Origin of the sequence: Proteus sp. PR00208 (assembly GCF_016238545.1) — a bacterium.
Classification (GTDB): Bacteria; Pseudomonadota; Gammaproteobacteria; order Enterobacterales; family Enterobacteriaceae; genus Proteus.
In genome coordinates this window covers 1-23,839 of the sequence record NZ_JAEHQE010000004.1, presented here as the reverse complement: position 1 = coordinate 23,839, position 23,839 = coordinate 1, and the positions used below count along the sequence as shown (strand labels likewise).

The 23,839-nt window shown below is 37.2% G+C and carries 18 protein-coding genes; 13 read left to right on the top strand and 5 right to left on the bottom strand.

Features of this window, described 5'->3' with window-relative positions:
• Positions 1-5 precede the first annotated feature (5 nt).
• A complete protein-coding gene (priC, locus tag JEP36_RS04530) occupies positions 6-548 on the bottom strand; it encodes a primosomal replication protein PriC (RefSeq protein WP_109371671.1) in 543 nt (180 codons plus the stop codon).
• Between the two features lie 137 nt (positions 549-685).
• Between priC and apt the strand changes: the two genes are divergently transcribed.
• From apt to yjiA, 11 genes are all read left to right on the top strand, one after another.
• The gene (apt, locus tag JEP36_RS04525) at positions 686-1,237 is read left to right on the top strand and encodes an adenine phosphoribosyltransferase (protein ID WP_036911661.1); all 552 of its coding nucleotides are present in this window, start codon (positions 686-688) and stop codon (positions 1,235-1,237) included.
• 254 nt (positions 1,238-1,491) lie between these two features.
• On the top strand, positions 1,492-3,465 hold the full coding sequence (gene dnaX, locus JEP36_RS04520; RefSeq protein WP_198629912.1) for a DNA polymerase III subunit gamma/tau: 1,974 nt from the start codon (positions 1,492-1,494) through the stop codon (positions 3,463-3,465).
• A gap of 54 nt (positions 3,466-3,519) precedes the next feature.
• Complete coding sequence (locus tag JEP36_RS04515; protein ID WP_023580840.1) at positions 3,520-3,849, top strand: YbaB/EbfC family nucleoid-associated protein; 330 nt, start codon at positions 3,520-3,522, stop codon at positions 3,847-3,849.
• Positions 3,849-4,454, top strand: a complete 606-nt coding sequence (recR, locus tag JEP36_RS04510) for a recombination mediator RecR (protein WP_088493661.1) — start codon at positions 3,849-3,851, stop codon at positions 4,452-4,454. Before JEP36_RS04515 ends, recR begins: the two co-directional genes overlap by 1 nt.
• A 245-nt stretch (positions 4,455-4,699) precedes the next feature.
• Complete coding sequence (locus tag JEP36_RS04505; protein ID WP_227336451.1) at positions 4,700-5,368, top strand: vWA domain-containing protein; 669 nt, start codon at positions 4,700-4,702, stop codon at positions 5,366-5,368.
• The gene (locus tag JEP36_RS04500) at positions 5,368-6,123 is read left to right on the top strand and encodes a PP2C family serine/threonine-protein phosphatase (RefSeq protein ID WP_198629911.1); all 756 of its coding nucleotides are present in this window, start codon (positions 5,368-5,370) and stop codon (positions 6,121-6,123) included. The genes JEP36_RS04505 and JEP36_RS04500 overlap by 1 nt, the downstream gene beginning before the upstream one ends.
• Positions 6,117-7,592, top strand: a complete 1,476-nt coding sequence (locus JEP36_RS04495) for a DNA-binding protein (protein WP_198629910.1) — start codon at positions 6,117-6,119, stop codon at positions 7,590-7,592. The genes JEP36_RS04500 and JEP36_RS04495 overlap by 7 nt, the downstream gene beginning before the upstream one ends.
• A gap of 15 nt (positions 7,593-7,607) precedes the next feature.
• The gene (locus tag JEP36_RS04490) at positions 7,608-10,115 is read left to right on the top strand and encodes an energy transducer TonB family protein (RefSeq protein ID WP_198629909.1); all 2,508 of its coding nucleotides are present in this window, start codon (positions 7,608-7,610) and stop codon (positions 10,113-10,115) included.
• A gap of 336 nt (positions 10,116-10,451) precedes the next feature.
• On the top strand, positions 10,452-12,602 hold the full coding sequence (locus JEP36_RS04485) for a carbon starvation CstA family protein (protein ID WP_109371657.1): 2,151 nt from the start codon (positions 10,452-10,454) through the stop codon (positions 12,600-12,602).
• A 60-nt stretch (positions 12,603-12,662) separates the two neighbouring features.
• Positions 12,663-12,869: a YbdD/YjiX family protein gene (locus tag JEP36_RS04480; protein WP_004245057.1), complete on the top strand. Its 207-nt coding sequence runs from the start codon at positions 12,663-12,665 to the stop codon at positions 12,867-12,869.
• 22 nt (positions 12,870-12,891) lie between these two features.
• Positions 12,892-13,872, top strand: a complete 981-nt coding sequence (gene yjiA, locus JEP36_RS04475) for a GTPase (RefSeq protein ID WP_109371655.1) — start codon at positions 12,892-12,894, stop codon at positions 13,870-13,872.
• Between the two features lie 199 nt (positions 13,873-14,071).
• On the opposite strand, the gene JEP36_RS04470 is transcribed toward yjiA, so the two are convergent.
• The 3 genes from JEP36_RS04470 to pepT form a co-directional block, all read right to left on the bottom strand.
• Positions 14,072-15,394, bottom strand: a complete 1,323-nt coding sequence (locus JEP36_RS04470; protein WP_198629908.1) for an L-cysteine desulfidase family protein — start codon at positions 15,392-15,394, stop codon at positions 14,072-14,074.
• A gap of 676 nt (positions 15,395-16,070) precedes the next feature.
• Positions 16,071-17,438 (bottom strand): C4-dicarboxylate transporter DcuC, encoded by a 1,368-nt coding sequence (gene dcuC / locus JEP36_RS04465; protein WP_198619374.1) that lies wholly within the window; start codon positions 17,436-17,438, stop codon positions 16,071-16,073.
• Positions 17,435-18,688, bottom strand: a complete 1,254-nt coding sequence (gene pepT, locus JEP36_RS04460; RefSeq protein WP_198619375.1) for a peptidase T — start codon at positions 18,686-18,688, stop codon at positions 17,435-17,437. Before pepT ends, dcuC begins: the two co-directional genes overlap by 4 nt.
• A gap of 444 nt (positions 18,689-19,132) precedes the next feature.
• On the opposite strand from pepT, the gene JEP36_RS04455 reads away from it, so the two are divergent.
• Both JEP36_RS04455 and JEP36_RS04450 read left to right on the top strand, forming a co-directional pair.
• Positions 19,133-20,362: a hypothetical protein gene (locus JEP36_RS04455; RefSeq protein ID WP_198629907.1), complete on the top strand. Its 1,230-nt coding sequence runs from the start codon at positions 19,133-19,135 to the stop codon at positions 20,360-20,362.
• A 782-nt stretch (positions 20,363-21,144) separates the two neighbouring features.
• Positions 21,145-22,665 carry a hypothetical protein gene (locus JEP36_RS04450; protein WP_198629906.1) on the top strand — a complete coding sequence of 507 codons (1,521 nt, stop codon included), beginning with the start codon at positions 21,145-21,147 and terminating at the stop codon, positions 22,663-22,665.
• A gap of 81 nt (positions 22,666-22,746) precedes the next feature.
• On the opposite strand, the gene JEP36_RS04445 is transcribed toward JEP36_RS04450, so the two are convergent.
• Positions 22,747-23,839 (bottom strand): MATE family efflux transporter (locus JEP36_RS04445; RefSeq protein ID WP_198629905.1); only part of this gene is annotated, 1,093 nt, incomplete at its 5' end.

The window sequence follows — 23,839 nt, the reverse complement described above, 5'->3', positions numbered from 1 at the left end:
TCCCTTTAAAATTTATCTTCTTGTTTCTCAATGCTCTTTTCAATAGAGAACAAGGCATTTTTGCAGCGCGCAAGGCGATTTTCAAGAGCGGCAATCTCTTTTTGTAACTCTTGTTGCTTCATAAAACTCTGAGCTTGCGTTAATGAAAGCTCTCTATCTTGGATCATGGCTTGTAAGCGGCGCTCATAATCCTGATGTTGGGCAAGCTTTTGGTATAAATCGACACTTTTTTTTCGTTGAGTAAGCTGGTTCTCTTGCTTTCTTAGTGTTTGTGTCGATAATTCACGAGTTAATGCTTCAATTTGTTGTAGGATTTGTGTGGCCAGAAATTTAACTTGCTGGCTTCGTTGTGCCTCAACACAAGCGATTAACTGGGTAAAATTATCGCGGATCTGTTGCATGTAGCCACCAAGGGAATCACTTCGGCGGTGGAATAGTGTCGTGTCGAAGCAAGGTGCTGCAATTTTTTTGTTTGCAATAGGCGCCACTGTTTCGGCTAGATTGTCTATCTGTTTTTTAAATAAGCTTAAAGGATCAGGTTTATTCATCTGGTTCTTGCCCCTGTTTTGATAAAAACATGAATTGACTTAAAGCAACAAAAAAGAGTTGTTAATTGGCTTTCTGTTGCATTTTAACGGCATATTGCATAGATTCTATCGTTTCGTTTTTTATTATGGCACTGATTATGACTGCTAACGCGCAACAACTGCAATTTATTAAAGACAGTATTGAAACCATTCCTGATTATCCAAAAGAAGGGATATTATTCCGTGATATCACTACATTATTGGATAATCCTGCTGCATATCAGGCAACCATTGATTTATTGGTAGAACACTATCAAGGTCAGGGTATCACTAAAGTTGTGGGTACCGAAGCGCGTGGCTTCCTATTTGGTGCTCCAGTCGCTTTACGCCTAGGTGTTGGTTTTGTTCCTGTTCGTAAAAAAGGTAAATTGCCTCGCGAAACGCTCAGTGAAACTTATGATCTGGAATACGGCACAGATACTTTAGAGATCCACAAAGATAGCATTACGGATCAAGACAAAGTATTAATGGTTGATGATTTACTAGCAACAGGTGGCACCATTGAAGCAACTGCTCGTCTGATCCGCCGTTTAGGTGGCACTGTGACAGAAGCTGCATTCATTATCTGCTTACCTGATTTAGGCGGTATCGAACGCTTAGAAAAACAAGGTGTTCATAGCTTTACACTGGTTGATTTTCCAGGACATTAATATCTTCACTGTTTAGAGAAGAACTAATTAAGTTCTTATCGTAAACACAAGTAAGAGTGCGGGTGTTTATATATCATTTATAATTTTTCTATTTTTATAAATGTATATTGCCCGCACAATTGTTACCTCTTATCTTTACCTTAAATTTCTGCTGGTTCTTTCTCCAATATCTCATTTGTTTCTTACAGATCTCGCTCAATAGGTCGTCCCTGTGTTAGCATAGAGATAAATCTTGTTCAAATTTAGCGGAATCAATGAGCTATCAGGTACTTGCCCGTAAGTGGCGCCCACAAACTTTTAACGATGTTGTTGGTCAACGTCATGTGTTGACTGCTTTAGCTAATGGTCTTGATCATCAGCGACTTCATCACGCCTATCTTTTTTCTGGCACACGAGGTGTCGGAAAAACCACTATTGCCCGATTATTTGCTAAAGGGCTCAATTGTGAAACAGGTATTACGAGTAAACCTTGTGGTCAATGTGCAAATTGCCTTGAAATAGAACAAGGGCGTTTTGTCGATTTAATTGAAATCGATGCTGCATCTCGTACTAAGGTAGAAGATACCCGTGAACTGCTGGACAATGTGCAGTACGCGCCAGCGCGAGGACGCTTTAAAGTCTACTTGATTGATGAAGTTCACATGCTTTCTCGTCACAGTTTTAATGCGCTACTAAAAACATTAGAAGAACCGCCAGAGCACGTTAAATTCTTATTAGCGACGACTGATCCACAAAAATTACCTGTCACGATTTTATCACGTTGCTTGCAATTTCATCTGCGAGCATTAGATATTGACCAAATTGCGACACAACTCGAAAAAGTGCTATCAGCAGAGCATATTGAAAATGATGTAAGAGCGCGTCAACTTATTGCTCGCGCTGCTGATGGCAGTATGCGAGATGCATTAAGCTTAACAGATCAAGCTATCGCAAGTGGTGAAGGTGTTGTCAGTGCAGAAGTGGTTAGCCAAATGCTTGGCACGATTGATGACGCTCAACCATTAGCATTGATTGAAGCGTTAGTAAAAGCGGATGGTCAACAGGTCATGTCGCTGGTTAATGAAGTCGCTTCAAGAGGTACTGACTGGGAAAATTTCTTGGTTGAAACACTCTCATTACTGCATCAAATTGCGATGTTGCAGTTATTGCCTAGTGAAGAAAATCCTCAAGAACAATTTACTCAAGAACGCCTACGTTTATTGGCAAAATCTGTTTCTCCACAAGATTTACAACTCTATTATCAAACCTTATTAGTAGGGCGAAAAGAACTGGCTTATGCGCCAGATAGACGCATGGGGGTTGAAATGACTCTGTTACGTGCACTTGCTTTTCATCCTAAAACAGTGATTGATGAAATACCTTCTGCGCCATTAGCACAAACTTTACCTTCAGCATCATTGCCTACAAATAGAATGTCTGAACATTATGCTCCGCAAACTGTGCAGACTCATTCGCCTCAAGTGGATCACCCATCTTCTTCACCAATAGAAAATAGTGCTTCATTAGGCAATAGCCCCGCAGCACAACTTCTAAGGGCAAGGCAGGCAATAAAGGGGACGGAACAACAAACCCCGCCAAAAAAGTCTGAACCGGCGACGCCTAATCGGGCCAAGCCGGCTGCTAGTGCATTAGAGCGGCTAGCAGCCGTGAGTGAAAAACGCCAGCAAGCAGCGAAGCGTCAGACTAATGCGCCTGAAAAAAAGAAAAAAGAAGAGTATCAGTGGCGTCCGCAAAACCCTGAGTTAATGTCAACGCAAGAGGTTGTTTCTTCACCAAAAGAGATCAAAGAAGTTCTCGAATATGAAAAAACACCTGAATTAGCAGCAAAAATTGCTAAAGAGTCGCAAGAAAGAGATGCTTGGGCGGCTGAAATTGACAAAATGTCACTCCCTAAATTGGTGCAACAACTGGCATTAAATGCGTATAAAGAGACAGTAAACGAAGAAAACGTTATTTTGCATTTACGAACTAAACAGAAACATTTAAATTCTGCAAATGCGTTACGCACGCTTACTAATGCGTTAAGTGAATTGCATGGAAAAGCAATTTCACTCACAATTATAGAAGATGATGATCCAACGGTAAAAACACCGTTGGAGTGGCGACAAGCCATTTATGATGAAAAATTGGCGTTATCGCGTCAATCGATTATTACGGATAAAACGATTCAAACATTACAGCAATATTTTGATGCTGAATTGGATGAAGAGAGTATCCGACCTGTTTAATCGCAACATGTTGTATGACTTCATACTGTGTGGCTTTTACAAAGAGAGACAATTATGTTCGGAAAAGGTGGTTTGGGTAATCTGATGAAGCAAGCCCAACAAATGCAAGAAAAAATGCAACAAATGCAAGAAGAGATCGCAAACTTAGAAGTGACAGGTGAATCTGGCGCTGGCTTAGTTAAGATCACTATCAATGGTGCTCATAATTGCCGTCGTGTTGAAATCGATCCTAGCCTGCTAGAAGATGACAAAGAGATGCTGGAAGATCTGATTGCTGCTGCCTTTAATGATGCTGCGCGTCGTATTGATGAAACACAAAAAGAAAGAATGGCCTCTGTTTCTAACGGTATGCAATTGCCACCAGGCTTTAAGATGCCATTCTAATGCAAACCAGCCCACTTCTTGAATCATTAATGGAAGCGTTGCGTTGTTTACCCGGTGTCGGGCCTAAGTCAGCGCAACGAATGGCTTTCCAACTACTTCAACGCGATAGAAGCGGTGGTATGCGACTTGCACAAGCACTCACGCGTGCAATGTCTGAAATCGGTCATTGCTGTGATTGCCGAACTTTTACTGAAGAAGAGCGTTGCACCATCTGTGCGAATGTTCGTCGTCAGCAAAATGGGCAAATTTGTGTTGTCGAAAGTCCTGCGGATATTCATGCTATCGAGCAGACAGGGCAGTTTGCAGGGCGATACTTTGTCTTAATGGGGCATTTATCCCCTTTAGATGGTATCGGTCCTATGGACATTGGTTTAGATAGACTTGAAGAGCGCTTAAGCCAAGAGACGATTTCTGAAGTGATCTTGGCAACCAATCCGACTGTTGAAGGTGAAGCTACAGCCAATTATATTGCTGAAATCTGTGCTCAGTATGATATTACGGCAAGCCGGATAGCTCACGGCGTTCCAGTGGGCGGCGAACTTGAAATGGTTGACGGTACAACGCTTTCACACTCTATTGCTGGACGCCAAAAGATCCACTATTAACATCATAAATATTTTATTTAAAAAGCACCTTTTACTTAATGTAATGAGGTGCTTTTTTTCATCTAAAATCGCGTAAATGTTCTTAAATTTAATTTAAAACACTCTATTTAAAACCTCAAAACCTGTTTTTTTTCAGAAATATCTTTATCTTCCTTTTATCGCTTTTTTCTTTCTGATGAATTTTGCGTCTTTATGTTACATTAATCATTATCATGAAAAATAATAACTGAATGATGGAGCATCCCATGATCCCTGACGTAGCTTTGGTTGATAACAGTGAACAACGTACCCCTCTGATCTTAGTGCTAGATAGCTCTGGCAGTATGTATGGTCAACCTATTCAACAATTAAATGAAGGGCTTAAATTACTCGAACAAGAACTCAAAAATGATGTGATTGCGGCTAAACGTGTACGTATTTTAGTGATTGAATACGGCGGATATGACCAATGTACGGTTCATGGTGATTGGAAAGATGCTATGGATTTCACAGCCCCTGTTTTAGAAGCTAATGGCACAACCCCAATGGGACAAGCCATTACTTTAGCGCTTGAAGAAATTGAAGCAGAAAAACAGCGCTTTAAACAAGCGGGTGTTGCTTATACACGTCCTTGGCTATTTTTAATGTCTGATGGTGTTCCTACAGACCAATGGGAACAGGCTGCACAGCTTTGTCGCCAAGCAGAAGAAAGCCAAAAAACAGCGGTGTTTCCGATTATGGTTGATGGCGCATCAGCAGAAGTTATGGGAAGTTTTAGTCGTAATGGCGTTAACGGCGTGAAAATGCTTAAAGGGTTGCAATTTAAAGAACTGTTCTTGTGGCTAAGCGCCAGTATGCAGGTTGTTTCACAATCTACACCAGGCGGTACGGCACAATTACCTTCAACTGATTCTTGGGCGAGTGTACCTGTTTGATGAATGATTGGTTAGCTTATGGGGCATCTGTGACAGGCATTGCCCATCAAGAACGTCAAATTCCCTGTCAGGATGCTTATTTTATTCGTCGTAAAGGTGAATATCTTATCGCTGCTGTTTGTGATGGTGCTGGTTCTTCTCATTATAGTGAACAAGGTGCTCAGCTTGTTGCTCGGTTATTTACGCTACGTATTACAGAGTGGCCAAACATTGATTTGTTAACCGAAAAACAGATAACACAAGGAGCTAAACAACTTATTGAAGATATTCGCCTCCAACTGGCTGAATATGCAGAAATAAAGCAGTGTGCGCTTAATGAATATGCATCAACATTGGTTGCATGTTGGGTCGGTGATGATAGTGGCTATTTATTCCATTTGGGTGACGGTATTGCTGTGGTGGAATACTGTGATGGTACAAGTTATGTATCACAACCTGAAAATGGAGAATATGCGAATCAAACTTGGTTTGTAACGTCAGAAAATTGGGAAGCGCATTTACGTGTTATTCCCCTAAATAAACCAGTAAAACAAGTTATTTTGATGTCTGATGGTGTACAGCCTTTTGCCATGAATAAAGCGGGTGATGCCCTTTATGAACCGTTTATCACCCCTGTGATCCGTTATTTAAAAACTGTATCAGAAGATAGTGGAAGTGAGGCATTAGCAGGGACTTTAGCTGATCCTCGAACACACTCAATCACAGGCGATGATAAAACCTTAGTTATTTGCATCAGGGATGAAGAGTTGTGGTAAAAGCGAGAAAGAAAGGGATAGTTCAACCAGTATCTAGGCAATTACAAGATGAAAACGGTAAGATTTATCAAATAGGTGATTTGATAAAAAGTGGTGGTGCGGGTAGCGTTAGCCATATTAATAATGCACCTTTCCAAGTCTCAAAAGTTTATCATGACAAAATTGATAAAGCCTATTATCTGAAAAAGATCACGGCAATGCAGAAGTTAGAACCTGCATTAAAGCCCGTTTCTGTTAACGATACGCCCATTATCCAACTCGCATGGCCTCAAGCACGTTTATACAATAGCCAAAAGCAATTTGTTGGCTTTGTGATGCCTGAACTTGATGTCAAAAATACGATTGAGTTGGAATACATTCTTCAAGAACGCCAAGCCAAAGCGCATGGCTTACCCACGGGAATGGGGGCGAAAGTGAGTCTCGCATATAACCTTTGCTCATTGATTGATGCTTTACATCAGCAAGGGCACCGTATTATTGATATGAAACCGCTGAATTTGCGGTTTTATAAATCAAGTCTGTATATGTCTCTTCTCGATTGTGATGGATTTAGTATCCAAGGTGAGAATACGCGTTTTCCTGCTGGGCAATTTACTGTTGAATATCTTGCCCCTGAATTTCAAGCAAAACAAACCGTTCCAGAATCTCAAGAAGAGTGGCAAGACCGATTTGCCTTAGCCGTTATTATTTTTCAGTTGCTTAATTTTGGTATCCACCCTTTTAGTGGCCGACCTAAAAATGACACTGTACCTACGGATATACCAAGACGTATTGCGGGGCATTTTTATGGTTATGGCATAAAGGCGCATAATTTGATCACCCCAAATGTCGCCAGTGGACATAAACAATTACCTGATAAGCTAAGAACGCTCTTTGATAAAGCATTTTCAGGCACACCTTCGCAAAGACCAAGTGCAAAAACATGGACGACAGCACTTTATGAATATGCACAACCCGAAAAGCAACAGTTAGTCATTTGTCAAAAAGATAAAAACCACCAGCATTTTGCAGGTAAAGCTTGCGCAGCTTGTGCAAGAGAGGCGAAGTTACAGCAAGTTGCAATTACTCAGAAACAAAACCAAACGCAACGTGAGCCAGTTCGTCAAAAAAGAGTACAAAATGCGAATATCCGACAAGCGCCAACTCAAACTACGTCAGCGAAACCTATTCAACCGCCAGCGATATTTATTGCGGTTAAAAATGCAATAAACCAAGTACCCAAAGTCATATTACATACCGCTATTGCCATGATAGTCCCTGTATTTTTGGGGTTATTACTGATGAATTTTATTCCACAAGGAGCCAGCGGTGGTTTAGGTTCTAGCTGGATCGCAGATTTAATCAAAGCGGATTATATTGAGCAAATACTAATAACGATGTTGAGTGTGATGTTTTTAATGGTTTTAGCCATTATCTTGTTAGTTCTTTTTGTTTTCCCTTCAATGCATATTTTGAAAAGAAAGCCATAATTTAGGGAAAATAACATGAAAAAAAGAATAAGGCTGATCCTGATTATTATTGGCGTTATAACGTTACTGTTCCCTTTCTGGTTGCCAGCCTTCTTAGTTTCAACCTTTAGCTTGATTGATAGTTTTAATAGTAAAATTCTCCCCTCATCTGTTCGCTTTGATGAGCGTAATTTCTTACTGGGATTATGGTTAGGCTCTCTTATTATGACGATTGTTATGTTATTGCAATCGTGGCGAGCTAAAAACATTTACTATTTATGTGGTGGTGGATTAGTCCTTTTAATGGCGCTGGGGGTGTCATTCTCGGTGATACCAAAGAGTGAATTAGAAGATCGTCGTCGCTTTGTTTTACAAAATATAGAACAATCTGAATGGCAAAATTATCATTATTTTGTTGTTAATAGTGAAAATGAGATCCGTAACATTATTCGGTCTAATCAACCGAAAGCGCTGGCATCTATTAGTGCTATTGAGAAAGCGCGAATTGCTTTACCAGGATTGGATTATTTTAGTGATGATGTGATTGTGGCGACAAAAGCGAAAGAAGCTTATTTAGTTCATACCAAGGGAACATCAGAACGTGCGGAAGCTGTAAAAACACTCAATTTTTATGGCGACTGGCTATTAAATCAACCTGAGATTATGGTCGCTCAGGCATTAGCTTCCCTTTCAAATAGTAATGATGCTCAATTAACGCAATCAGGTATTAATGTTATTGCTGTTGCGCCATTATCACCTGAGGCATGGCAAGTTTTATCACTTACTTATATCGCCCATCGTTCTTTGGATGCACAAATTGAAAAAGCGATGTTAGCTTTAATGGTGGCAGATACGCTCAAACAGGCTAAGCAAGGTCATAATGATATTTCAGCGCAACAATTGTTGAAAAAAGCAATTTCAGAGCTTACTGAAAATCAGCGTCAGGTTTATCAGATATTACAAGCGCGTGTTATTGAAGATCGTTTTTATCGACAAAACAGTACACCACCAGAAGAAGTCACTAAGCTTGCTAATCAGCGATTACCAGTGAGTAATGCAATCAATAATGATTTAACCACTTATCTTGAAATGCAATCAATGATGGGAAAAGAGTATCCCGGAGAAGTGATCGTTGAATCACCTAATGAAGTGAAAAACTTAACTGAAATCCGTTATCCAACAATCAGAAAATATATCCCTCGTGCAGATGTTATTTTATCCGTTGATGTCGATCCTCAAGGGCGTATTTCAGGGCTTTGGGTGCAAAACAGTAGTGGTGTTGATGCTTTCGATGATCAAGCAGTGAAAGCGGCTCGTCATTGGCGTTTTATGCCAAACAAAGACGGATATCGCCAACGTGTGACAGTTCGTTTTGAAAGTACCCGTCTTGGTTGGAAAGAGTATGCGGTTAAGCAACAATCAACATTGATAAAACTGGTTAAAGCTTATGCGAGACAAGATGCAAAAGGGATAACACTGACTGAAAATGCTTATACAGAACTGAAAAAGCAAGCGCCAGAATTAGATGATGGAAGAGAAGCAACTCGCTCCAGCTATGATCCTTATTCATCTTATTACCCTAGATTATCTCAACAACAGCAAGAAAAACGTGCTGCGTTACAAGCCATCTTAAAAGAGTTGCAGACATTGCCTAATGGTAAAAATAACCATGAAAGTTGGGATAACAGTATTCGCTTTTTAAATGAAAAACTCGCTCTTCATCAGGATAATGCCGATATCGTGAGAACAGTGGCACGTTTTGAATTGCAATATTACAACGTAGGAACCAACAATTTAGCCAGTTCTCCTAAAATTTATCCTCAAGAGAGAAAATATTGGCAAACTTTATTACTCAATGCGCGTACTCATTTTGAACAGGCCATCGCATTAGAACCCGATCGTGAAGATGTCTGGTTAGGATGGGGTATAACATGGCTCGATGAAGATCCTGAAATTGCAGCAGGGGCATTTGCTAAAGCGTCACAGCAAAAATCAAAAGAAAGTGTTGGTTCGCTGATGCAAATGTTAGAAATGAGAATGGTGATACATACACTTGAGGGTGCTCGCTTAGATCGCTATCAAACCTTACGAGCGCGAATGGATATGCGTTATTTACCTGAAGGTATTGAAGTTAAACCTTCAGATGATTATCTCAGTGATGACTTAACTCAGATTCAATTAGCTCAACGTGTAATACCAGCATCAGATCCTAATAGTAAAGTGATACGTAAGCCACTAAACAACAAGGTTGTTGAGCAATCAAATCGGACATTTAGTATTGATTTCTCATCAGCGAATATCAAAGGCAGTGATCAGGCATTACCGAAAGTGAATGCACCTGATACAGCACCTAAAACAGGGGATATGATCTTACAACTTGATGTTGACCCTCAAGGTGTTCCTACTGTGGTGCTATTGAAATCTGGCAGTGGTGATATGAGCATAGATAATGCCGTTATTGATGCTGCATATCAATGGCGTTTTAATGGTTCACCTGCTCGAAAAGGTAACGTGCTTTTGATATCCGTTCAATTTAGCCAATAATTACTACTTGATTAAATAATGTTATAAAAAACCTCCTTTTTTGTTAGTGAAAAGGAGGTTTTTTTCTATTTAATGATTTTCTAACTTATTGAAAGAAATAAAATTGTTATCTAGATCACAAAAAAATAGCCATTTCAAAAAGACAGAACCACTCAACTCAAAAAACAGACCGCTTAATTCGTTATACAACCGCTAAGCGATTTTGTCGCACTGTTTATATCTCATTCTTCTTATTATGTAGTAGCGGGCAGTTGTCTCTCATATTCGCTCAAATCATTCTCAGCTGTCCCGCATTACTCTTTGGCTGTTCGGTCTTGCCTGAAAAAAAGGTGTCTCATGAACAAAAATGCATTTTTAAAGCACGTACCTTGGGTGATCCTAGGGATTATCGGTGCTTTTTGTCTTTCAGTGGTTGCGCTTCGCCGTGGTGAACACGTCAGTGCACTATGGATAGTTGTTGCTTCTGTTGCCGTTTATTTAGTTGCTTATCGTTATTACAGTCTTTATATCGCTCAAAAAGTGATGAAGCTTGATCCAACTAGAGCAACACCTTCTGTTGTTAATAATGACGGTTTGAACTACGTTCCAACTAACCGTTATGTTTTATTTGGTCACCACTTTGCGGCTATCGCGGGTGCTGGTCCTTTAGTAGGGCCTGTTCTTGCTGCTCAAATGGGGTATTTACCGGGTACGCTTTGGTTATTAGCTGGGGTTGTGCTTGCTGGTGCAGTACAAGACTTTATGGTGTTGTTTATTTCAACACGCCGTAATGGTAACTCACTTGGTGAGATGATAAAGAAAGAGATGGGTCCTATTCCGGGTACTATCGCTTTATTCGGCTGTTTCCTTATCATGATCATCATTCTTGCAGTGCTTGCGCTTATCGTTGTTAAAGCATTAGCAGAAAGCCCATGGGGGGTGTTCACTGTTTGTTCAACAGTACCAATTGCCCTGTTTATGGGTATCTACATGCGCTATATCCGCCCGGGTCGTGTCGGTGAAGTCTCTGTTATCGGTATTGTATTACTGATTGCTGCGATTTGGTTTGGTGGCGTTATTGCTCATGATCCATACTGGGGACCTGCACTCACCTTTAAAGATACAACAATCACCTTTGGTCTTATTGGTTATGCTTTTGTTTCTGCATTACTGCCAGTTTGGTTGATCCTTGCACCTCGTGATTACTTAGCGACGTTCCTGAAAATTGGGGTTATCGTTGGTTTAGCCGTTGGTATTGTTATCCTAAACCCTGAACTGAAAATGCCAGCGGTTACTCAATATGTCGATGGTACAGGACCATTATGGAAAGGGGCTTTATTCCCATTCTTATTTATCACTATCGCTTGTGGTGCCGTTTCTGGTTTCCACGCACTAATTGCTTCAGGTACAACACCTAAACTTATTGCCAATGAAATGGATGCGCGTTTTATCGGTTATGGTGCAATGTTAATGGAATCATTCGTTGCGATCATGGCATTAGTCGCTGCATCTATCATTGAACCTGGTCTGTATTTTGCAATGAATACACCACCAGCAGGTTTAGGTATTACTATGCCGAACCTTCATGAATTAGGTGGTGAAAATACAGCAGTTATTATGGAGCAGTTAAGAGAAGTTACTGTGCATACTGCTGCAACGGTGAGTTCATGGGGCTTTGTTATTTCGCCAGAAGAAATTCTACAAACGGCGAAAGATATTGGTGAGCCTTCTGTATTAAACCGTGCTGGTGGTGCGCCTACCTTAGCTGTTGGTATTGCGATGGTATTCCATAAAATCATTCCTGCTGCGGATATGGGCTTCTGGTATCACTTTGGGATCTTGTTCGAAGCGCTCTTTATTTTAACGGCGTTAGATGCGGGTACACGTTCTGGTCGCTTTATGTTCCAAGACTTGTTAGGTAACTTTATCCCTTACCTGAAGAAAACAAATTCGTTCATTCCGGGTGTGATTGGTACTGCGGGTTGCGTAGGATTATGGGGATATCTGTTATACCAAGGTGTTGTTGACCCATTAGGTGGTGTTAAGAGCTTGTGGCCACTGTTTGGTATTTCAAACCAAATGTTAGCGGCAGTTGCTCTGGTATTAGGTACTGTTATCTTAGTTAAGATGAAACGTACTAAATATATCTGGGTGACAGTTGTTCCAGCAGTATGGTTATTAATTTGTACAACATGGGCATTAGGTCTGAAACTTCTCAGCGATGATCCACAAATGGAAGGTTTCTTCTACTTAGCAAATGAATACAAAGCGAAGATCTTAGCAGGTGGTGCTGACTTAACTGCGGCTGAAATTACCAATATGAATCATATTGTAATTAACAACTATACCAATGCTGGCTTAAGTATTCTGTTCTTAGTGGTTGTTTATAGCATCATTTTCTACGGTTTCCGTACCGCAATGAAAGCGCGTAAAAACCCAGAAGATACATCACAAGAAACACCGTATGTTCCTATGCCAAAAGATGTAAAAGTGTCCTCAGGTCACTAATTTAGGTAGATAGGTTAAACCCCCGTGCTGGCTTGCCAGTACGGGGCTTAGGAGAAACTTATGTTTGGTAATTTAGGACAAGCTGGAAAATATCTAGGACAAGCAGCACGTATGCTAATAGGTATTCCTGATTACGATAATTATGTGCAACACATGAAAGATAACCATCCAGATAAGCCTGTTATGACCTATAACGAGTTTTTCCGTGAGCGTCAGGAAGCCCGTTATGGCGGTGGTGATGGTAAAGGCGGTTTTCGCTGTTGCTAATGATCCGTAAAGGAGATAAATGATGGAACCTATTGCAGTGACAATACTGACCGGTTTTTTAGGATCGGGAAAAACAACACTTTTACGTCATATGCTTAATGAAGAGCATGGCTATAAAATTGCCGTTATTGAAAATGAATTTGGTGAAGTCCCTATTGATGATGAAATCATTGGTGATAGAGCCACTCAAATTAAAACACTGACCAATGGTTGTATTTGTTGCAGTAAATCGAATGAATTAGAAGATACGCTATTAGACTTATGTGACAGCCTAGATCGTGGTGAAATCGAATTTGATAGATTAGTTATTGAATGCACAGGAATGGCTGATCCAGGTCCTATTAGCCAAACATTCTTTTCTCATGAGATCATCTGCCAGCGCTACTTATTAGATGGCATTATCACGCTTGTTGATAATGTTCACGCTCAGCAACAACTGGATCAATTTACGATTGCACAATCACAAATTGGTTATGCCGACCGCATTCTGTTGACGAAAACAGACGTCACTCCAGCCTCTCCTGAATTAATGGCACGACTAAGACGTATTAATGCTAGAGCGCCTGTGCATACCGTTATTCATGGACAAATTGATTTAGGATTACTGTTTAACGTAAAAGGTTTTATGTTGAACGATAACCTCGATGTAAAACAGCCTCTGTTTCGTTATCAGGCTGATAAGCAAGATGACATTAATTCGATTGTACTAAAGTTTGATTACCCTGTTGAGTTACAAGAAGTTTCAGACGTAATGGAAAAATTATTATTAAGCTTTGCTGATAATCTTTTGCGTTATAAAGGGATATTAAATATTAAAGACCAACCTAATCGCTTGTTATTCCAAGGTGTACAACGCCTTTATAGTGCTGATTGGGATAGACCGTGGAATGAAGATGAAACTCGTCAAAGTACATTGGTCTTTATTGGTATTCAATTACCAGAAGAAGAGATAAGAGCCAATTTTGATGCATTGATGCCTAGCACAGAAGAGAAGGCTTATTAACCTAATACCCTGTAGTGAGTGTTAAAAAGCAGTAAGAAGTAGAGCAGTAAAGTAACCGTAGTCGTTGAACCGTAGTATCCGTAAATAGCAGTAACGAATATTGATAAGCTCCTGACTTGAGGAGGATCCTGTTCCTAGGATCTTATGTTTCACCCCATAATAACCAATATTATGGGGTGCTTTTTTTTAAACGCTCAAATTAGCCATTAGCAACGGCTTTATATTCCATGATCTCAATAATTTGAACATCGGTATGTTGCATTGCACGGCTTGCTAGTGCACATAGATTTTCAATTGTAGAATCAACATCATGAGCGACAATACCGTCATTACCTGTCACATAAGTGTTATCTAGAGCCATTAACACAGCTTTATAAGCTGCACTCGCGCCAGTTGAGACTTTCATCGCACAGCTATTTGAAGCACCATCACAAATCACACCGCTGATATCACCAATCATGCTACTAATTGCCATAGCCATAGATTCGTAACGTTCATCCATTAGCCATGCAATTGCACCAGCTGCGCCCATTGATGCGGTTGTTGCTGCACATAACGCAGATAGTGCAGGGAATTTATGGTGAATATAAATAGCCAGTAAATGGGAAAGCATTAATGCTCTTGCCATTTTCTCTTCGCCAACTTGTAAATATTCAGCAACCACGACAACAGGCATCGTTGCGGCAATACCTTGGTTGCCTGAGCCAGAATTACTCATTGCGGGTAAAACGGCCCCCCCCATACGTGCATCAGACGCCGCAGAAGTACGGATCATGATTTCTGATAATAAATCTTTTGCTAATAAGCCACGCTGTTGTTGGCGCTGTAAAGTTTGCCCAATATGTAAACCATAAGTATTGTTCAAACCTTCTTTTGATAGCGCATCATTTAAGTGTGCTGATTCAAGGATAAAAGAAATTTCTTCTACTGGCGTTTGGGTAACAAACTGGTAAATTTCTTGAGTATTGGTTTGGGTTAACGTTTCTTTTATTTCGCAAGGTGATGCAGATTGTTCTGCGCCAGCACAAGTGTTATCAAGAACAACATGACCGTTATGAATAATTTTAACAATATTAGTGTGGTTACCTGCAATAATGACAGTTGCGCTGTTTTCACTATCTTCAACAGTCACTTCGCTATATAGAACTTCTTGGCACTCTTTTTTAATTGAAACATTCACGATGCCCGCGGCTAATAGTGCTTTGCTTTGTTCAACATGCTCTGGTGTTGCATTCTTTAATACTTCAAGACCTGCTTTACAATCACCACCAACGGCACCTAAGCTTGCGGCAATGGATAATCCCACCATGCCCGTACCAGGTACGGTTACGCCCATACCGTTTTTCATTAAATTAGGAGAGACTTCAGCACTAATGCGGGTAATCGCGAGTTGTAAGTAACTTGCTGCTGTTGCAGCCGCTAATGCAAGCGAAATAGGCTCTGTACAACCTAAAGCGGGTTTTACTTGTTGCTTAACTGCCGCTATCAATATTTTCCAACGAGAAGATAATTGTTCTTTCATTGCATGCATCCAATAAACAGTATGAAAATTCAATGGGTTATTCTATTTTTGATACAAACATCATACTGAATTTATGGGAGAAAGTTTTTTCTGAATTTACTAAGGTTGTACAAATTTTGAGAAAATATCACCCTTATTAACTTTAAAACTGGTAATTTTTTCTATATCAAAGATAAAGCAACCGTTTTGGCTCTCTTGCAGTATTTATTGATAAAAAGAGAGGCATTTTGTGTTTTTTTCTTAAAAAGAAGTGATGAGAAATAAAAAAGAATGAGATGGTTTTAATATCTAATAATAAGATTAAATAAAAATGCAATAGAACGAATACACCATTCTATTGCTAGTATAATTATCATACTTAATGTGGGCTAACTCAGAATAGTTAAAATAAATGGCAATGAGTGAGTGCGTTTAATATCATGTCATCATTTTAACAAAATAAATAATAGGCGTTTTATTTTCTGCTGTATAAGAATAATATCTTATTGTTTTGTTAAAATTTTCATTAATTTAGTGATTTTATCTTTGTTTTAAAATGATTGAGTAAATATATTTTAAATAAAATATAACTAATTTTTTATTTATGAAAATAACAATAAATTATCTTCACTTATTTTTAAGAAGTTTATTATTTGAAAATAACCTGAAGCAACAATTATTGCTTCAGGCATATTTATTAATAATAGAAGATAGCAATAATAGCACTATGGAATACAAAACCGACCATAAGCGGTACTGCTGTTCTCTTTACAACATCAAACGGCTGTAATTTTGCGCCACTCGATACGGCAATGATCACACCCGCCACTGGAGACATACCTCGTCCCATATGTGACGCTTGTTGCATTGGTAAAATCATCGCAATTGGGTTTACGCCCATGCTATGGGCAATTTGTGGAATAAGTTCAACGAAGGCAAGGAAAGGTGCATTACCTGACCCCATAATAATCGCGGCAGCTAATGTTACGACAGCGAAGACCAATGCCATTGCAAATGGTGGTAGGCCAACAGATTCCGCCATAACGATCAGACTGTCTATTGCACCACTGACTTTAATACCATGAGCAAAAACACCCGCTGCGACTAATAATCCCACAACATTACTAAATGCAGAACCCATACCCTTTAAGAAATGCTGGAAGCCCGCACACACTGATTTAAAATCACGTAAGCGTAATGTTTCAATCAGCATGCAAATTGCCATTGAAATCAATACAATAGTGACTACATCAAGGTGAATACCTTCAACAAATAGGCTTGATGAACTTACTGCCATAATGATAGGTAACATTGGCAGTAAGGCATAAAAGCCGGGTACATTTTTATCACTCTTTGCTTCTTCAGACATTTTGCCTAATTGAGGCACAAACCCAGCTTTGCGATCACAATGGCGTTGCCAGAAGATATGTGTAATACCAACGGCTAATACGGTAGCAATCGCCGCAGGTCCTTGGTAATAAAGCACATATTCAACAACGCCTAAATCAACCGCTTTTGCACCACGAATGGCATCAATTGCTGTTGGGGTATAAGCAACGCCCAATGATGTTGCAATTACGCCTGCCGCGGAAGCGGGGGATAAGCCAAGCCCTATCATAATCGGGAACATCGTACCCATTAATAGAACGGCCAATCCTGTTGCTGAAGGAATAGCAAGTTGCAAAATACTTGCGAGTAAAAAAGAGAAAAATAGCAACACATAAGGTGAGCGCATATTTTTCAATGGGCGAGTTGCAACACGGACAACGGCCTCATTGGCACCAATATGATCCATATAATGTGCAAATCCCATCAGCGCCATGATCATTAAACCAAGATCAGCCGCACGGCTACTAAAGAGATCACGCATTACTTCAAAAGGATCTAGCCAGCCAATACCTGTTGTTTTGACATTTTTAGGAAGAATATCTCCCCAACCAAACATCATCGTTAGCGCCATTAAGGCTAAACCCGCCACTAACAAAACAGGTTCTGCTTTATATCCTTTCAAGATCATTCTAGCGACAATAACAACGACAACTAAGACCGCAAGAATTTGGATCATGCTTTAGCTCCAGGTGCAAAACGTTCAGCGGTGATCTTAACGACAGATTTTAATACATCACTTGCCGCATAAAGCGATTTAACTGGCAGATATTCATAAATAGAGTGGAAGTTATGAGCACCAGTAAAAATATTAGGACAAGGCAGGCCATTTTGAGAGAGTGCTGCACCATCATAACCACCGCGCATTGGGATTGGGCGAGGTGTAATACCATTCGCTTCATAAGCAGCCACTGCAATATCGATAGGATAGCGCTTATCGCCTTGCAGGCTATTAAACACGTTGGCATAACGATCTGCGAGTTTACAAGTGACAGAGCCTTCACCCCATAAACCTTCACAATAATCTGAGAGTTGTTTTAAAAATGCCATGCGGTGCGCATAACCTTTTTCGGTGAAATCACGCACATCCATTTTTAATACAGTACGCGCGCTATTACCTGCTAATTGTTTTACCCAATAATAACCTTCACGGCCTTCTGTATATTCAGGTGCTTCACCGCCCGGTAACATAGCAACAAATTTATGTGCCATTAACAGTGAGTTTTTTAATTTACCTTTGGCGGACATTGGGTGCGCTGATGCGCCTGTAAAGGTGATTTCAACATCGCCTGCATTCCAGTTTTCGTACACTAATTCACCAATACCACAGCAATCTAAGGTGTAGGCAAAATCAGCACCGAATTCTTTAGTATCAAAAACTTTTGCACCACGTAAACCTTGTTCTTCATCTGGCACAAAACCAATTTTAACTGTACCGTGTTTAACTTCAGGATGCTGTTTAAAGTACTGCAACATATCCATAATAGAGGCGATAGCGGCTTTATCGTCAGCACCTAATAGGCTTGTGCCATCGGTCACGATAATATCGTCACCAATATAGTTTTCTAATTCAGGAAATTCGCTTTGACGTAGATAAATATCGAGCTCTTTATTTAAGCAAAGGTCACCACCTTTATAAGGTAAAATTTGTGCTTTGGTATCGTTCGTTTGTTCAGCGCTGGTGTCTAGATGGCCAAAGAAAGCAACCGTTGGCACTTCATAATCAAGGTTAGAAGGGAGTGTTGCGGTAACAATTGCAGTATCACGAATTTTGATATCCTCAACACCTAACGCTTTTAACTCTTCAACTAATTGCAGTGCAAGCACTCGCTGACCTTCTGATGAAGGCATAATGCCAGCAGCGCCATTTTCCCTATTAGTGGTGGTGTTAACTTTTGTATAAGAAATAAAACGTTCAACGAGATTCATGACAAGACTCCATTGTGTTTGATTTTTTGTATTCTCTCTATTAAAGCTTAGTTGTCTCATTTATTGGAAAGAGCAACACCTACTTGTTGTATCATAAAAAAACCAGCAGGGAATTAGAGGAAAATAATTTTTTTTACAGTAATTTTTTAATGTTAATCAATGTTTAATTTTTGGTTTTTTCTTTATTAAAAAAAATCGTGTTTTGTATAGGTGAGGTTATTTTTATTTACTTTATGACTTCTATTTTTGTGAAGTTAATCATTAAACTTCATTTAATTCATTATTATTTCTTTATCAATATTAATATATTTTTTTGAAAGTTATTAAGTTTTTTTCTTAAAATAAATGCTATTTATTTAAAAAAATAGAAAAGAGAAGTGATAGATGAGAGAAATACTGAGAGTAAAATATTATTTATATATAAATAACATGAGTATTATGATAATGAATGGTATCAATGAAATTGGTAGAAAGTCACCCTCTATTGCGAATAAAATAATCTCCATAGGCGGGAGAATAAAACTCTCTATTTCTAATCTATCCATCAAGGTGGTGAATACAATAAATGAATTTATTCACCCTAATCGTTATGAAAATAAAATTATATATAATACAAAGAGTACATTTTTAAAACCTAAAATTTTAATTATCAGTAATGAAGAACAAAACAATATAGATAATGAGATGATAGAGTCTACTCACATAGATAATGAAAAAAATACTTTAAAAGAAAGACTGAATATTCTGAAAGATATTGAGCTTCCGAATGGAGAATTGATTCCAATTGATGAAGCTATTAACGCTCTTCATTCATGTAAACAAGATAGTTTGTTTAAGAGTAAGATATTATTAATTGATTATATTACAGATATGAAATTTAAACCTCTAATGAATAATAATGTTGAATTACTAGAGAAATTCAATTCTAATTATTTAAAAGAAAGTGAATTTGATGATGCAAGATATGAATCTGTAAATTTTCATTCTCATGAAATAAGTGAACATGATGAAAAAGAATCATCAACGCTATCTAATTTAAATAACGATGATACACTGATATTATCTAATGATAATAAAGTTGAATTTCATTCTAATGAAAACAAATTAGATATTGAAAAGGATAAATTTAAATCCTCCTTGATTGAAACAACAAAAGACATATCATTATTAGATAGATTATCAGATGGCGATAATAGTTATGGCTATACTTTTCTTGCTAAAGTCTCTAATTTTTTAGAAGATTATAATGGGATTGAAAATAAAGAAAAATCAAACGGTTTTAATAAGGAAAATTATTTAAATAAATTGGTTGAATTAGATTCTTTTTTCAAATTAAATAAAAAAGTTAATGATATTATTTACTTACAATATTTAAAAAATGAGCAAAGCAAGCATGAAAATGGTGTTGTAGGCGAAATTATTATTAAGCAGCTTAGTGAAGAGGAGAAATTAAAAGAAACAGAGAAACAAAAAAAAATTCTAGCAGGAAAGGATAAGGTAAATGAAAGAAATCTAGCATTGATAGAGAAAGTACATAAAGCTAGATTTAATTTAATAAATAACAATAAATTAATTGGTGGTTTTTTAGATGAAATAGACGAACAGCTTAAAATATCGAATGAAAATAAGCATCTTACATTAAAAGAATTATTGGAAAAAGTTAAAAAAAGCTAAAATTATGATGGTGGTGCCCATGGTTTTTATTGTGGCTGTATTTTAAATTTCAATGATGAAATTGATAATGTTTAAAAATAAAAACACACAAAATGGTTTTGTTACCATGCTAAATGACGTAATAGATATCAAGTTACTTGTTTAAATAAAGATAACCACCTTTATAAGAAATAACTTGCGCTTTTTTCTTATTAACTTGTTCTGCACTGGTACCTAAATAGCCAAAGAAGGCAATGGTAGGAATATCGTAATTAAGATCTGAAGGTAGTATTGCTGTTACAATTATAGTGTCGTGGATTTTAATATTCTTAACATCCAACGCCTTTAATTCTTTAACTCATTATAATACAAGCACACGCGGGTCTTTTGATAACGGCATAATTCCCGCAGAGTCATTTTCCCTATTTGTGGTGGTATTAACTTTCGGATAAGAAATAAACCATCAACGAGATTTATTATAAGATTACATTGTATTTTATTTTTGTATTCTCTCTTTATTTAATCTAAGTCATCTTCTTGATAAGAAAAAACCAACACTTACTTGTACCATAAAAAACGATTAGAATTATAGAAAAATAATTATTTTTTATAATAAATATTTAATATTGATTAATGGTTATTTTTTATTGTTAATATTTTTAAATTTATGTTAAGCCATATTTCTTGTGAAAAACCATCAAAAAGTTTTTTAAAATAAAATATTTTTTAGGTTATTAATTGATAGTTAGATAAGTTATAAAGGATATTATAATAATGACAAATAGATTAATAAGGATATAATTATGCCTTCTAATATTACTTCATCTAATATAGTTCTAAATCATTTTTTTAATAATAGTTTCGAAAAAAAATCAGATAATATCATGGCTGAAAAATTTTCATCATTAGATAATGGATGTATTGTTTTTACTCCTAACATATATTTAGAATCCAATTTTGTAAGTGATAATAAAGAAAAACCTATAAATTATGTTAGTGAGGAAATTTTATCAGTCGAAAATAAAAACATGGCTAATAAATCAAGCGTAAAATTAACCTCTCATGATTTAAAAGAAAATAAAGAATGCTATTCAAACTATGTAGAAGAGGGTATTTATGTAAAATATATGCCGTTAGATGATAGCAATGTTTCAACGGATATTGTTAGCAATAGCGATCAGTCCTCAGAAGCTACTGAGAGTATCTATATGGATATGACTGGAGCATTACATCATGTTGTTCTTGAAAAGAATGATAGTACAGATAAACAGAATGCTGAAGCAGAGCGTGGTAATAACGATTTTAATGAGCGTGAACTACAAGAAATTAGAAATTCAAGACCAAAACTCCCCCAAAGAAATTTGACCTCTGAAGAAAAAGAAATTCTTACATCAAAGATAAAATCAGAACTAGCAGGATATATAGAAAATGCTTTTACTAATAAAAAAATTAAAATATCTAAACATAAATTAATTGAAGGATTTAATAACGAAGTTTCTTTGAAAATATTTTCACTAAAAAATATAGATGATGTAAATATTGAAGATCTGATATATTACTATATTGATAGTGGTTTACCCTTGGATTATAAGATAGTTAAAAATGATGAAAAATTAATTAATGAAATTAAAAACTATTTATTTGTGTATTCTTATATCTTTAATAAAAATGTGAAACAAGATGTTACTGGTTTTTTTACAGAAGACTTTTCTAAGATTAATAAATTACATGAACTCCAAAAGATAAATTTATATGCAGATATTGTAGAGAAAATAGTAGACTGTATTATTGATAAAAAAACGTTAATTGAATCGTTAGTAATTATTTTGAATAATAAAGAAAACGGGATAAAAGGAAAATTAGATTACTTAAGTAAATTAATTAAACATAAGGGTAAGTTTATTGTAAATAAGGAAAATGCTTTTAATCAGTTAAAGAAAATAATTGAATCCAGTGTGGAAAAATTAAATAAAACTGGTTTATTAAATAAAATAAAACTATCAGAAGAAAGTAAAGAAATGCTGATAATAAAAATGATAAAAAAAAGTGTAAATGGATCATTTTTATCAATGGATAATTTATCAAATTTAATTATTGATAAAAGTGAAGTAAAAAAGAAAATAACGAGTGATTTTTTAAAAAAAATAGAGTATATACCAGAGGAATTGCTTTTAAGTAAAGAAAATAGAAAATTTACCAATGGTGTAATTAATTCTTTTATTGAAGAACTCAAAGATTATAATATAAATAAAATACCTAATGATATCCAGTTTTATTATATGATTGATATAGAGTTAACACTTCTTTATTTTAAGAATAAATAGATATTACATTAAGTTGCTCCCTCAAAAAATATTGAAATATGAGGGAGCTTTTTTATCAGAAAATTAATTATTAATATTAATTTAAATATCCAAGCGCTTAGTTTGCCATTTACGAGAGCGCCAACGCCATGCGTTAGTTAAGCCACGTAGCCATTCATCACAAAGAAAACCAATCCAGATACCAATTAGGCCCATTTCCATTTTTATACCAAGGAAATAGCCCACCGGAATAGCAACACCCCACATAAAGCAGATAGCTGTCATCAGCGGAAATTTAGCATCACCAGCAGCACGCAAGGCATTCACCATCACGATATTAAAAGTACGACCTGGTTCTAAAAAGACGGACAAAATAAACAGCGGGATCAATTGGTCTATGATGCGTTGGTCTTCTGTGATCGAATACAAAATAGGATCACGCATAAACCAATAAACAATAACCACCCCGATGGTAAATATCACACCCGTTTTTAAACTTTTCCACCCACGATTAAAAGCATCATCAAAGCGTTTTGCACCCACTAAGTGACCCACTAATATTTCATTACCAATACTAATCGCTATGCCAAAAAGCATTAAAAATAGTGACAGTTGGAAATAGAGCGTTTGTGCTGCAAGAGGAACTTCGCCCATTAATCCAATAAAAGCCGATGCAGTCATGTAATGTAAAATCCAAACCAAGTTTTCACCCGCAGCAGGTAAACCGATATGTAGGATTTTCCCTAACATATTTTTAGACCATACGACGAGTTGTTTGGCTTCGAATTTAATACGCAAACCGTAGAACAGTAATCCACATAATAAAATAACTGCAATAATACGACCAACAACCGTTGACCACGCAACACCCACTAATCCGTATTGTGGTAAACCAAAAAAGCCATAAAGCACAATCATATTACCAATGACAGTAACAATATTGGCGATCAGTGTGACATACATTGCTGCTTTAGATTTACCATAAACTCTCAGACAAGCTGCAAGAATAATCGAAATGGCCTCAGGAATAAGGCAAATACCAATAATATGCAGGTAGTTGTAGCCATCTTGCACCAAGTGCTCAGGCGTATTCATTATGTTAAGAATATTGTAGCCAAAGAAAAGAATGATCAAGGCACTACTAATACCTAACAAAGAGTTAAACGCGATAGAAATATGAATTGCTTGGCTGGCT